The 13,998-nt window shown below is 41.9% G+C and carries 10 protein-coding genes; 1 reads left to right on the forward strand and 9 read right to left on the reverse strand.

Features of this window, described 5'->3' with window-relative positions:
* Positions 1 to 108: 108 nt before the first annotated feature.
* The 5 genes from RM049_RS19945 to psb34 (RM049_RS19965) all read right to left on the reverse strand — a co-directional run bounded on the left by RM049_RS19945 (position 109) and on the right by psb34 (RM049_RS19965) (position 7,216).
* Positions 109 to 4,236 carry a choice-of-anchor I family protein gene (locus tag RM049_RS19945; protein WP_322705382.1) on the reverse strand — a complete coding sequence of 1,376 codons (4,128 nt, stop codon included), beginning with the start codon at positions 4,234 to 4,236 and terminating at the stop codon, positions 109 to 111.
* A 391-nt stretch (positions 4,237 to 4,627) separates the two neighbouring features.
* Positions 4,628 to 5,410, reverse strand: a complete 783-nt coding sequence (locus RM049_RS19950) for a COP23 domain-containing protein (protein WP_322705383.1) — start codon at positions 5,408 to 5,410, stop codon at positions 4,628 to 4,630.
* 332 nt (positions 5,411 to 5,742) lie between these two features.
* On the reverse strand, positions 5,743 to 6,468 hold the full coding sequence (locus RM049_RS19955) for a Uma2 family endonuclease (RefSeq protein WP_322705384.1): 726 nt from the start codon (positions 6,466 to 6,468) through the stop codon (positions 5,743 to 5,745).
* Positions 6,469 to 6,641: 173 nt separating this feature from the next.
* Entirely contained in the window at positions 6,642 to 6,812 is a 171-nt protein-coding gene (gene psb34 / locus RM049_RS19960; RefSeq protein ID WP_322673543.1) for a photosystem II assembly protein Psb34, read from the reverse strand.
* Positions 6,813 to 7,045: 233 nt separating this feature from the next.
* Positions 7,046 to 7,216: a photosystem II assembly protein Psb34 gene (psb34, locus tag RM049_RS19965; RefSeq protein WP_322673543.1), complete on the reverse strand. Its 171-nt coding sequence runs from the start codon at positions 7,214 to 7,216 to the stop codon at positions 7,046 to 7,048.
* 685 nt (positions 7,217 to 7,901) lie between these two features.
* Here psb34 (RM049_RS19965) and RM049_RS19970 point away from each other — a divergent pair.
* Positions 7,902 to 9,158: a Na/Pi symporter gene (locus RM049_RS19970; protein ID WP_322705385.1), complete on the forward strand. Its 1,257-nt coding sequence runs from the start codon at positions 7,902 to 7,904 to the stop codon at positions 9,156 to 9,158.
* 270 nt (positions 9,159 to 9,428) lie between these two features.
* Here the strand turns inward: RM049_RS19970 and RM049_RS19975 are convergent, their stop codons facing one another.
* The 4 genes from RM049_RS19975 to RM049_RS19990 form a co-directional block, all read right to left on the reverse strand.
* Positions 9,429 to 11,060, reverse strand: coding sequence for a mucoidy inhibitor MuiA family protein (locus RM049_RS19975; protein ID WP_322705386.1), 1,632 nt, complete (start codon positions 11,058 to 11,060; stop codon positions 9,429 to 9,431).
* Between the two features lie 121 nt (positions 11,061 to 11,181).
* Complete coding sequence (locus tag RM049_RS19980; RefSeq protein ID WP_322686964.1) at positions 11,182 to 12,123, reverse strand: LysR family transcriptional regulator; 942 nt, start codon at positions 12,121 to 12,123, stop codon at positions 11,182 to 11,184.
* Between the two features lie 245 nt (positions 12,124 to 12,368).
* Complete coding sequence (locus RM049_RS19985) at positions 12,369 to 13,157, reverse strand: BMC domain-containing protein (RefSeq protein ID WP_322673547.1); 789 nt, start codon at positions 13,155 to 13,157, stop codon at positions 12,369 to 12,371.
* Positions 13,158 to 13,214: 57 nt separating this feature from the next.
* Positions 13,215 to 13,982 (reverse strand): transferase, encoded by a 768-nt coding sequence (locus RM049_RS19990; RefSeq protein ID WP_322686963.1) that lies wholly within the window; start codon positions 13,980 to 13,982, stop codon positions 13,215 to 13,217.
* Positions 13,983 to 13,998 lie beyond the last annotated feature (16 nt).

Raw genomic sequence — 13,998 nt, forward strand, 5'->3', positions numbered from 1 at the left:
GTTTAATTCTCAGATAGATTCTAGACATGAGACTGTTTTGAAAATTAGGAATAGGGAACCGCAGAGGCGCAGAGTACACAGAAAAACCGGAGTTCGATTAAATCTGCGTTAAATAAAGATGAAACGAGTATCTGTTGCCAAATTGGTATTGCGGTTTAACCCGTTTTCCACAACAGCAATTAATTCCGTTCCATTGTTGGTGAAAATGCCTACAGCCGATCTCACTGACCCTAACGAGTAATTGTTAGCAACTCCTTGAAGCTGAATTCGATCGCTTGCTTGAAAGTTGAGAATATCGGCATAATCATTGTTGCGAGAACTGGTATAGAAAGCTGAAGTGGCATCACCTAAAAGGTAAGTATCTGCACCTTGTTCGCCGTTGAGGAGGTCAATTTCGTTTGTGCCACCGCCCCAACCAATTAGGCGGTCATTGCCATTACCCCCAGAAAGTCCGTCGCTGCCAAGTCCACCTAAGATGGTGTCATTGCCATCGCCACCAAGGAGTACATCTATGCCTCCCTTGCCATCCAGGTAATCATTGCCTGCTCCACCGTCGATTAATTCACTGGTATTAGTGCCGATGACGCGATCGCTCCCAGCCAGAGCATTGACTATGTATTTGTTCAAACCAGTAAGTTCGCTGACAAAGATGATGTCGTTGCCAGATGTCGCCTTGTTATTGGCAACAGTCAAGTCAAAGGTATCGCTAACATTACCGCCTTTACCATCAGCAGCAGTAACTGTAACTGCGAAAATGCCGATTTGGGAGATAGTGCCGGATATTACACCTGTGTTGGCAACGATACTAGAACCAGTGGGTAAACCTGTTGCACTGTAAGTCAGGGTGTCACCTGGATCTACATCAGCAAATTTGTTACTGATATTGAAAGAAAAAGCTTTATTAGTAGAAATGATTTGGTCGTCAATCGGTTGTACTACTGTGGGAGCATTGTTTTTAGGGAGATTAAACCGAGCCACACTAGGGTCATGATCGCTATTCTGGTCGGCAAACTCTGAGTTGATGTGAACAACATCATATCCATCCAGGTTGTTGAGCAAGTTGTTACTAACTAAAACGTGGTCAAGGGTTTGGGCGTTACCTTCAAAGTTGTAGGTGTAACGCTCATTTTGCGGCAGAGTTTCAATTAAGGAAGTCAGTCCAGCGCTTTCTAGGGTGTTGACGGGGTTGGAAAATTCAAAGTCATTTAAGTCACCCGCCACTACTACATTGGCATTGGGGGCGATCGCTAAAATATTGCTGACAAAGTTCTTCACCAAAGTAGCTTGTTGCTGGCGTTGGATTTCACTACTGAGAGTTGGTGGTTGATTCGGCCCAAATAATGGCTGGTCGCCACCTTTAGAATTAAAGTGGTTGCCAATTACATAAACAGTTTCACCGTTGAAAGTAAATTCACCAACTAACGGCTTACGACTGCTAGTAAAGGCGGAGTTGGTGGGGTCGATTAAACCAGGACTATTAGAAACTGTAGGAACACCAGAAACATTGGTAACTGTGGTGCTGGTGGTGGAACTACCACCAGGGCGATCTACAAAGTTGACACGATTGGGATTAAATAAGAAACCTACCCGGATATTTCCACCAGGTTCACCGCCATTCGTATCGTCTACTGGGTTAAATTGGCGATATTGATACGTGGGGCCACCAGCAGCAGTAATTGTATCAATTAACTTTTGGAAGGTAGTGCTGGCATCAACGACGCTATCATTTGTTGCACCGTTATTGTCCTGAATTTCTTCGAGACTAATGATATCTGGTGATTTGAGATTATTAACAATGCGATTAGCCAGGTTGTTAAATTTGGTTGGATCGTCGCCTGGATCGAGGTTTTCGACGTTGTATGTAGCGATCGTCAGTTGGTTGGTGGTAGAAGTTAGGCTAGTGATTTCTTTTTGAATGTTACTGTTCTGTACTACTGTGGGAGCAGCCGATACTAAAACTTCATAGTTGTTAAAGCTGTAGTCAACTACACCGACAATATTGCTAAGTTGCGTACCAACATTAACTTCAGGTAGCACTAAGGCATTATTGAGATCGTCGATCTGAATCCGTTCAGAATTGAAGTCTGAAGCACTAATCAGGCTACCACCGCGAACCGTTCTACCTGTGGCATTTGCGCCATTGTCTGCTAATACCCAAATTTCCTCTGATGTGCCAAAGTTTGCAGTGGGTGAAGTAGTAATTGGGTTATTCACCTGTACCAGCATTCCTTCTAAGCTTTCATAGAAGTCGATGCCATCCTGGGCAGGATCGAAGGTGGTTGTTCCAGTTTCGATATTAGCGATCGTGTCGTTATCGATTACCGTTGTCGGGATAGTTCTGCCACCATTACCAAGGATTGTAGCAGTGGGTAGATCGTTGCCACTAGAAACGGTAACAATAGTGGGAGCGGTTATTTGTGTTTTGGTTAAATTATTAGCATCGTTGCCGGGACGAAACTCTGTAACTGTTCCACTGACTAATACCGAATCGCCGACAGATACGGTTGGTGCTGATGAGGTGAAGACGAAAATACCTTCAGAAGTGCGATTGTCGCTGTCTGGAGTGGGGTCTTGCAAGTAAAAACCGTTACTTGCTTTAACCGTGACAATTCCCGCTACATTGCTGACAGTCTGATTTCTAAAGGATGAGATATGTCCCGTTCCCTGAATGTCGCTAATCCGAACGGATGGAGTTACTTCAAATACCGCAACCGTCTTGCTGACTTCGGCTGTAGTAACTAACAAAGGTTTGCCTGTGGGACTGTCAGCCGCCGAGACAAAGGTTAGCCCTTCGATCGCAGTATCTTCAGGAGTGTTGATATATTGAACGAAGGTTGGCTTGTTGGGATTTGTCACTTCGTAAACTATGACATCGCCAGTGCGTTCTAAACCAATAAAAGCATAAGTGCGGTTGTTGATGACTCCGATCGCCACGCCTTCGGGTTCAGGCCCTTTGTTATCGCTGCGGGTGTCAAAAGTATCAGCCGCACCATCTGAGTTAAACAGAGTTGGTACTTTGGTTGCAGTAATTTGTTCAAATTGGTCGCCACTGTCGAATATCTGATTGCCGCTGGCATTCCAAATTGAAAAGGAACGTCCCCCAAATGCTTCGATGCGGTCAAAATCTCCGTCTCCGTCAGTGTCTCCTGTGGCATTTGTAACAGTTAACCGTCCCAGGTTGGTATTTTGCTTTAGGGTAGCCGCATTGGGAAAAACTGTTGGATCTAAAACATATCCATTTGCACCAACGCGGATTTCCTCACTAAAACCAGTGTAGTCGCGGGAATCTCCTTCATTGGCGGTGATGTAGTAAGTCTGTCCGTTGGCACTGAAACTAGCGATCGCATCGGGTTGATATAACCCAACCACCGGCCAATTCTGAATATTGATTTTACCATCGCGATCGCTAGCATCTAATCCATTACCTGGAAGATTGTAATTTTTCGCACCCAGAGGCAAAATGTTGGTGATGGTGGCGCTGGCAATATCCAGAATGGCGATCGCATTATTTTCTTGCAAGGTAATTCGTGCAGTTTGATTGTCTGGAGATACAGCAATATACTCTGGTTCTAAGTCTTGTGCCACCGTCGAACCGGGGCCAGTAATCCGTACACCTGCGGCTTTGAGTGTGGCGATCTGGCTATTGAAGCTTGTAAACGAGGCTTGGGTAACGGTTGCATTCGCCACGCCATCAACAATGTTAATAATACTGACTGAACCTTCAGGATCTACCGAATTTGGTTGCCCGTAGCTGTTGGGTTCTCCCTCATTTGCTACTAATACCTTCGTGCCATCGGGCGTAAAGGTGAGCATATCGGGTAATGCACCCACCGCCACCGAGTTCAAAAAGTTGCCATTGGCGGCATTGTAAAAACTCACCTGTCCTGTCTGCTGGGCGTTTGTGCTGGTGTTTTGAATGGCGTAAGCGACTGCGACAATACCATTTTTCACCGCAACACTGTTGGGAATGGCTTGTGTCCCGACGGGAGGCGTAAATCCTGTTACCAAAGAACCAGTCGAGGTTAGCGTGCCTGTATTGCTGACATGATAAATTTCAACTATGCTGCCAGCAACCACAAATAAGCGATCGCTTCCAGAATCAAAGGCGGATATTTCGGCTCCATTAGTACTGGTGAAGCTGCCAATTTTCTGCAAAATACTGGGGTTATTGTTGGTTGCAATATCGTTATCAGCATTGAAAGAGATAAAAGCAATATCGCCTTGTGTCAAAGCCATTAATAACGTCTCCTTCAATTTATTTTGTATTGTTTGAAAATTACCTGAAAAGCTGATGTTCAGTAATAATTCGCCACCATAATCAAGTCACATTGACAATCGCAATATCACTATTTAAAAAAATTATTTTGCAGTCAAAAAAGCTACAGGCTTTACTAGTATTAATTCATATTCAGCAACCTCAAGTTATCTCAGCAACGTTAAGAAACTGCTAGCAAAAGGTTAAAAGAATAAATAATATACAGCTGGATTTAGATCCTCGACATCTCGAAGAAGTCCAGGAGACAGCAATTTTATGCCCATAAAAAAAGGCGGACATCTTGTCCGCCCCACAATAAGTAGTTGGATATTTTTTATTTGAAAGTCATTTTGTATTAAAAGCCACTCTTGCTTACCGGAATTTACCAGGGCTTAAACGAACACCGTTAGGTTGAGACTGACGACGAATTGCTACTCCACTCCGCAAATTGTTTCCAGTACCACCATCTTGACGATCGAGGAAAGGTTTCAGATTAATCGCACTTCTAGATGAACTAACCCGATTATTGCCACCGCCTAGAAGTGTGCGTCCTAAATTATATAATTCGTTGCCTCCACTAGTGCGATCGCCATAAGTGTTAACGGCGATCGTTTGTTGTCCGCTGTCAGCAGTAGTCAAGTTTTGGAAAATGCTATTGCGGATAACAACAGGATCTTTTCCACGGGGGACTGTCAGCACAATTCTACAGGTTGGATTAGCTTCAGTTGTGACGCAGACAGTATTTTCGTTATTCTCTACGGATGTCTGAAGTTCTTGTAAACCATCTGGGCGATAAAGTTCCAAGCGACTGGCAATTGCTGTACAACGCCTTTGTGCGTCCCAACCACCACCTAAAGCCGCAGGTGCTGCCCAAGCAAAGAATTGTCCTGGTTGACTTTGTGGCTGGTACATGACAGTGTACTGTCCATTATAAGTCTGACAGGTAAACCGAGTTGTACCATCAGCAGAGGGTGAAGGTGGTACACCTGTCGATGTGTCTATTGGGACTGGTGCTGATGTGCCACCTGATGGTACTGTTGGTACTACTACACCATCGCCATTAGAATCATATTGCGCCATTGCTGCCGAATTGCCCAGACACAAAGATAAGCCAAGACTGCCCAAAGATATCAACCGCAGCATTTGTGATGACATAAATCATCCTCCAGTAGAAATAAATAGGGAATTGATAGTTTAAGTGACGAATAATTCTGGCTTTTGATTCAGCAAAAACCTATTTTTTTCCTCTTGTGCCTTTTTTCCGGCGATTAGCTTTTTCAGCTGTACTTGAATTTCTGTATGATGCCCCACTCCTTAATAGACGTAACGGTTGTAGCACTTATTTGCTTAAACTGAGTCACTCAAATACTTGAAAATTTTATTTGTATAGCAACAGTCAAGGTGGTTAGGACATCAACAGACGATAAAACTTAGACACAAAAAGGCTTTTCACCCAGTCCCCAGTCCCCAGTCCCTTGCTATATATGCTAAGGCAAATTATTTGGATCGATACCTTGAGATTGTAGATAGGCAATTAGCCGTTCTTTTTGCTGGCGTTCCTGTTCAATTTGTTCCACTGCCCAAAGTAACAAATTACCTGCCTCATCCCACCAGCGCAACCAGTAACCAGTTCTAGCTTCTTTTGTTCCTTGCCAGGTTCCCAGAAATAAACCCATTGAATCAATCCAATGACGACCATTTTCATCAGGTTGCTTTAACTCGTAGCGCCTGTTTTCGAGTTGGTAAAATTCTAATAAACCACCATTTGGGTCAAAAATTATGTAAATTGGGACTTGAAGAATCTGCTCGTAAAAAAACCATTTTCCTGGTGGATAGGTTCGTTTAAAAGAGTATTCTCCACCTTCTGTGTCAGATAGAAATTCCATCACAATTGCTGGAATATCTCCATCTAAATTGGGTGTATAGCTTTTGCGTTCTCCTAAAACCTGATTTACCGATGGCACATAAACCCAGTCGGGTGCTTTAGCTATAAATTGCCCGTTTATCGTCGCACAAAGTCCAAAATTTGAGGCTATTAACATCTGCGGTTGAATGAAACCACTTATCTCAAGGCTTTCGCGCAAAGCACCAGCCAATAGTGGCTGACCTGTATTCTCCACTGGTTCATCCTCTAAGTGAAAATCTGCGGGCAATGCTTCCCAAGATATTACCAGTTCTGTTGAAGATTTAGCTTCACCGAGTTGGGTTGCCATAAACACCCCTTTATTATTGATTTGTCTTTATTTTATGGCTGACCAGTGGTTTGTTGCTGATGGGGCGACAAAATGGGATGGATAAGACACAAAAAACCCCGACTAAATTAGCCGAGGTAAAGTCGAGAAGTGAGATTGACGATGAGATACAGCGATATCGAAATCAAAAAATCTTAGCTAACGCTAAAACCAACCAAAACTAAAGCGGTGACGATTAAAGTTGCAAAAAGACCCTGTAAAACGTATTTACGTTGTTCCCAAATTGCTGGGTACTCAGAGTAGTACATCTTGGGTTCTGCTGCGTAGTTGTTGAGAATGCCGTCTTCGTTGGTGGTGGTGTACATAGTTTTTTCTTTTCTTTCTTTTGTTATCTTATGTAAATAAATATAACAATTTCGTTACAAATAGTCAACATGACTTGACAAAAAAAGAATGATAGTAAATATAAAAATGACTTATCAGCACACCACTACCGTTTGGGATACGTAAAACACAAAAAACCCCGGCGAAACTAGCCGGGGTTATAGAGAGAAGTCTGAATGACGATGAGATACAGCGATACTGAAATCAAAAAATCTTAGCTAACGCTAAAACCAACCAAAACTAAAGCGGTGACGATTAAAGTTGCAAAAAGACCCTGTAAAACGTATTTACGTTGTTCCCAAATTGCTGGGTACTCAGAGTAGTACATCTTGGGTTCTGCTGCGTAGTTGTTGAGAATGCCGTCTTCGTTAGTAGTGGTATACATGGTTTTTTCTTTTCTTTGTTTTGTTATCTTATGTAACTAAATATAACAATTTCGTTACAAAGCGTCAATAAGACTTGACAAAAAAAGACTGATGGTAGAGATAAAGCTAACTTATCTGCGATCGCGGATTCTGGCGAAGCGGTTCGAGTATGCCAAAGCCAGATGCCTCTCAGTACTTGTCGGTTAAACTTCCGCAATACATGTCTCGTAAATTCACGCCTCTAGTAACTAGCGCTCGCTGATTTTTTTTGCGTTTTTTTAATTACTTTTTGTCTTGCTTGTCAATGCGTAAATTCTAAATCAATGTAATTTTTATTACAACATGTTTCTTACTTAAAAATAAGCGTTATTGTTTATTTAAGTTGAGTTTAAATTTCAATTAAATAGTGACATACAATCATCAATCTCTTTCTTAAGATGTAAGCAATTCATGTTTGAAACAGATTAAATTTATAATAGTTATTTATTAGAAACTTATACTATTAATAATTAAACATAAGTAATAATATCTAAATAAACTTACTACTACTGAGCAAGTTTCAATCAGTTTTTAATTTGTTTAAATAGGAAGTCAGCGTTTATTTTGGGACATACTGAGAATTAAATTAATAGTAATACTTAAAATCTTTTGGCAATTATATTAATAGTAATACTTAAAATAAAATTTTTGAGGGAGTATTGTATTATGTTGTTATCAAAAAGCCTAAAAAGAGTATTGAACAGTTTAATATTGATTATTATAGTTTCAGTTTTGGTAGTTACTCCTTCTATATTAGGAAATAATTTTTATTGGTTTGATGCACCAAGTGTAGAAATTAGCGTTAATGCTCAGACTCTTACTGGAGTAGAAGAAACACAACAGAAAAACAGCAATTTATCTCAGAATCCTAAGAAAAAAAAGAAAAATAGTCAGGATAAAAGTGCTGAGTCTAAAGGAGAAGAACAGGGAAAATTAGATATTTTTAAAATAGTCACGGGTGCGCTGGCGGGACTGGTACTATTTTTGTATGGTGTGACACGAATGGCCGAGGGACTGGAAGCGATCGCAGGCGATCGTGCCAAAGAACTAATTAGCAAGTTCACTACCAATCGCTACGCTGGAATAGCAACTGGCACGGTAGCGACAACAATATTAGATTCGTCCTCAGTAACAATCATCATTGTGATTGCAATGGTTAGTGCTGGTTTATTGTCATTTGTAGAATCTCTCGGCGTGGTTTTGGGTTCCAATATTGGTACAACCATCGGCGCTCAAATAGTTGCTTTTAACATTAGTGATTATGCGCCCATAGCAATGTTCGTTGGCTTACTGTTAATTTTGTTGGGTAAAAAAGAACGTTGGAAGCAAATCGGTTTAATTATTCTTGGCATAGGCTTATTGTTTTTCGGACTTGACACAATTGAAACCGCAATGGAACCTTTCAAGGACTACCAGCCATTTCTCAAATTGATGGAAACCTTGGGTAACAACGCGCTTTTAGGTGCTGGAGTTGGGGCACTATTTACAGTCTTAGTTCAATCTTCCTCTGCCACAGTTGCGATTATTGTGACTTTGGCTAGTCAAGGATTAATTTCATTATCGGCAGGCGTGGCGTTAATGCTGGGTGCTGAAGTTGGCACTTGTGCTGACACATTAGTAGCTACCTTTGGACGCGAACGTCCAGCAGTGCGGACAGGTATCTTTCATTTACTTTTCAATCTGACTACTGCTGCGGTAGGAATTATATTTGTCACTCAATTGGCAGGATTCGCGCAATGGATTTCTCAGTTAATGGGAGCAGGGGATGATGTTGCTCGCCAAATCGCCAATGCACAGTTAATATTCAACTTGCTAGGCGTGGCATTAATTATTGGATTTCTACCCTTAATCGCCCGTGGATTGGAACGGTTACTTCCAGATAAAAAGAATCAAAATCGGCAGGCTGAAGCGGTTAAGAATTAAATCCAGCAAAAAGGCTTTATATTTGGGATTTCCAAAAATTAAATTACTCAATTCCTGCATCCAATACGACCATCAAAGTTCTTCTTTCCCTGCTCCCTCTGCTCACCAAAGTAATTGATTATTTTTTTATTTGGAATTCCTTTAACGTATTTATAGCGATTCCCTGTTAAGTGAGGTACAGATAATATTTTGAAACGCAGAGGGACGCAAAGTAAAGCGCAGAGGTACACAGAGATTTGTACCTTAACAGACTAGGAAATGCTATATAATCTAAATATCTAACCCAACTACCATTAAGTCGGGCGGATGTTCAATATTAAACTGGTAATATATCTCTCGTCGCTCTTGGGCTGGAAGAGTTAACAGGCATTCTAAAATCCCCATTTCACCAAGTTGAATTTGTGGATTGCTGCGACTGAGGCGTACTTTAATTTGCTCGTTGCGGCTAACTGGCAATTGTTCAGTTAATTTTAGATTTACTTTTTTCTCTAGTAAGTTAGTAACAATCAACCGATAACTATAAGTAATCCGGCGCTGGTTGCTAATTAATCTTTTATCTACCAGGCGCTCAACTAAATCGCGCTCAATTTTTAAACCTTCGTCAATTCCTAAGTTCAGTTTGAATTCTTGCCCTGGTGCAATATTTTCTAACTGAGTTGTCCCAATAAAAACGTTGTTGCGGAAAATATTCGCTTTGCCTGGTAACAAAGTCGCACCATTGGGACTATTTTTCACATTCGCTTGCAGATAAGCAAAACTTACCAAGCGCGGCATTGCTACATAATCGAAGCTACAAGGATAATCATCGTTGAAAATCGTAGTCTTATGAGGTGCGCCATCGCTGGGAATATTACCACCGCCATTCAATTTAAAGGTGACTACACTCCCTTCTTTGGACACTTCTGCTGTAATGGTTTCTGCTGGAATCAGACTATCCTCTGCAACTTCGTCTTGTTCTTCTTGCCAATCCACTCTGGCAGCAGCAGGTGGCTCTGGTATGCTAGGCAGTAGTGGTGGCTGGGCAGCTAGCCGAGATCGTCGCATTCTTTGAGGAAGTGGCGCATCAATATACCAGGGTTCAAGTTTGGGTGGAAGCGTACCTAATCCTGGTTTAGCCGTAGAAAGAGTGAGATTTGCACCAATCCAATCTTCGCCAGTGCTTTGAGTGATTTCTGCAAGGTAACTCAAATGTACAATATCGCTAGTAGTGCTAAAGCGTAAGTCATAAAGCGGATTCCAACTAGCGCGATTTACAATGTAGGATATCTCTAATTCAAATTCGCCTTCACCCGCGACTTCAACGGCTACAACTAAGCTAAAACTTTCTTTGGGATGGGGTGTTTGGATTATTTGCAATGAGGTGTGGAGTGCTTGCAGTTGTTTGTCTAATTCCTGCTGTTGGGTTTTGCACTCTCCAGATGCGATCGCATATTCACTATACTGGCTGCCAAGAAAGTTGAGAAAATCCAAAGTTTCGCTGAGGCTGAGATTTTTCCGAGACAAACTTTGTGCAAAGGGTTCTTCTGTTTTTTCACGTAAGCCAGCGATAAAACTAGATTGCAATGCTAAAGCGTCTACTTGGGCTTGTAGGTGGCGTTTTTCTGCTTCTAATTGCTGAATTTGCCTTGTCAAATGTGCTACTCGTTCCGCTATAGGTTCAGTAGTGTAGAGGCGATCGCTACTAACTCCCATCAAGCGCACCCCTACCGTACCTGTACCGCTAACCCGAACGGACTCACTTTCTAGAGTCATTGGCACTGGGGTAATTACTAATTCCTGTTCAATTCCTGTTAAATCAACTACACCTCGCCGTGTAACCAATGCTCTGTCAGAATACACGGTAACAGCTACAATCTCGCTTTGTACTGTTTTGCGCCAAGATGGTATTTCCGGGTTAACCACTGCCAGTTTTCCCCCATTTTTAATGATTCTGCTGGTTAATTGTCAATGTTTACCGGTCTAACAGTCAAGCCCTTTAGAAAATTCGTAATTCATAATTACGAACTACGAATTACGAATTCTCTTATCCATGAATTGGTTCAAACGTGCTATGAGCGGTATCAGCTTTTTGCTCAACAAAATTCTTTGCCGCCGCTAGGAGATACTCATAATAGGCACGAGCGACGATAGATAGCTGCTTGCCAGATGGATAAACCATGTACCAATGCCGCTGAATGGGGAAGTGTTGCACATCTAAAATGCTGAACTCTGAAGCGTCTGATAGTAAGGTATGACGGGATAAAACAGAAATTCCTAAACCACCTGCGATCGCTTGTTTAATAGCTTCGTTACTTCCCAATTCTAGCTTGACTTTTACTACTATCCCTTGTTCTTCAAAGAGCTTTTGAACGGCGCGACGAGTTCCTGAACCTGGTTCTCGCATAATAAAAGGTTCGTTAGACAGGCGTTGTATAGGAATATTTTTTTCTTTAGATAAAGGATGATTAGTCGGTGCAAAGACTATCAAAGGATTTTCCAGAAATGGTTCACAAGTCACATCTATATTGTCTGGAATTTGACTCATAATATATAAGTCATCCAAATTTTGACTCATCCGTTCTAAAATTTGTTCGTGATTTGTTACTTGCAGCGAGATATCAATCCCTGGATAAAGTTCGCAAAATGGCCCTAACAAACGTGGGATAAAATATTTTGCTGTTGTAATCACTGCCAAACGTAATTGTCCCTGTTTTAGCCCTTTTAAATCTGCTACCTTCATTTCATACTGGGCTATATTGTGAAAAATCTGCCGACAAGTAGCAAACAATTCCCGTCCTGCCTCTGTCAGATACAATCGCTTCCCCACTTGCTCAAATAATGGCAAACCTACTGATTTTGTGAGTTGCTTGATCTGCATAGAAACGGTAGGTTGGGTGAGAAACAATTCCTCAGCAGCACGAGTAAAGCTACTGTGCCGTGCCGCCGCCTCGAACACCTTTAACTGGTGCAGCGTCGCTTGGTTCAAGAGTGATTCTCCTATATATAGCGATTAATAGATATAAAACTAGTATTGCTGAACACTGGCAAATGATATAGTGATGCTCACAGAAAGTTACGAGTTTTATCATAGACAAAACTCTATTACTTATATTAAAACAAAAGTATTTATTTATGGATTGAAAAAGCTATTATTCAGAATAGCTAAAGCGTAAGATGCCTTCTATCTAAACGATGAATGCTGAATGATGATTTGACAAAATTCATCTATCATCATTCATCATTCCATAATTCTTCTTGAACTTTTGTCGGTAGCTTGGTTAAGTCTGGTAATCTTAGTACCTCGATTTCTGCAACTTGTTCTTTAATATTCACTGGTAAGTTTAACGGTTCGCGTTCTTCTATCCAGCAGCTTGCCAATGGCAAGGTTAACTCCATTTCGTCCAGCGGTCGGGGAATTACCATCACTGCATTCAATTCTCCAATGCGTTCTGCTTCAAACATTCCTGCTTCCACTGCTACCGCCACATTTGCTACAGAACCACGAATAATTGCCGTACACAAACCCCCACCAATTTTTTCATAAGCTGCTAAATGAACATCAGCAGCTTTGAGCATCGCATCACACGCTCCTACCATCGCGGGAAATCCTCGCGTTTCTACCAAACCAATTGCTTGGTTACTCAGACGGCTGGAATTGCCCTCTTCCATCAATTTAGTGAAACGGGTTGTGATGGGAAGTACTATATCTAGGTTGGGATAAGGTCGGGGAATCACCAAACTAGAAACTAACTGACCAAACTGTTCAGCCGTTTGCACGCCAGATTCTACCGCCAGACGCACGTCAGCAATTCCACCACGGACGATCGCAGTACAATAACCGCCACCAATTTTTTCATACCCAACCAGGTGAACTCCCGCTGATTTCAGCATCATATCGGCCGTCCCAACGATTGCCGGAAAGCTACGGCAAGAAACTAAACCCAAAGCAGTATCCTGAAAGGTTTCTTGACTACTCGCTCCCTGGATAGTACGAATCGACCGTTGATTATATGTTTCCATGATGAATTCTCCAAAATACGGAAAAAGCCGACAACTTACAATTAACACTTACTCTGACTAATCGTCAGGGTTTGGGTCGTTCAAGGATTGTCTGTGAGGAAACAATGTAGTCAACAGTCTGCTTATGCTCCCTTGTCCATAAATTTGAGTCCCAAAACCATTAGGGGATTCTACAGCAGGCTGACTGGGATCTGAATGATGTTCTGTTGACTCTTGGGATTCCCCCAAGGTGGAGTCAGTATCATTGGTCGGTTCTTCCACAGGAGGAGACTGACTTTCGGGAGTGGCGGGAGATTTAAAATAAGAAATTGACTTGTTTTGTTTGAAATCTACAAAAGCCGAAGCTGAGAAGTTAGTTGAGGAAATTACCTTTTCCTGACCTCCACCTGAGCTATTTTCTTCTTTCGGTGGTGTATTTGTAGTAGAAGTTGGGTTATTTGTAGATGCTTCTAGCTGTTTTGTTGGCTCAATCTGCCGACTGGTGTCTCCTAAAATTGAACCAGGCGGTACTACTTGTTCGGGTTCAACCGAATAGTTAAAAACTGTAGTTGCTGAACCAATACAAGCATTTGCGCCAATTTTGCCTTTGCCAATCATCAAAAAGCCGGCTCCCAGGTTTGCACCTGCTTCTACTTCTAGAGTGCCTTCATGGACTTGGAGAATTGCTCCCATACCAATACAGACCCCTGGCCCAATGACGATCTTGCTGTTTACAGCCGCTTGGAGGATCACCCCAGGTGCAAGTACCGCGCTTGGATGAATAGTCACCTCACCACTAATGTAAGTATCAAAGTTATTGCTGAGGCGCAGTAGCGGCACAGACATGGAAATTTTAACCTCG

This window comes from Nostoc sp. DedQUE04, assembly GCF_034530995.1.
Taxonomy (GTDB): domain Bacteria; phylum Cyanobacteriota; class Cyanobacteriia; order Cyanobacteriales; family Nostocaceae; genus Nostoc.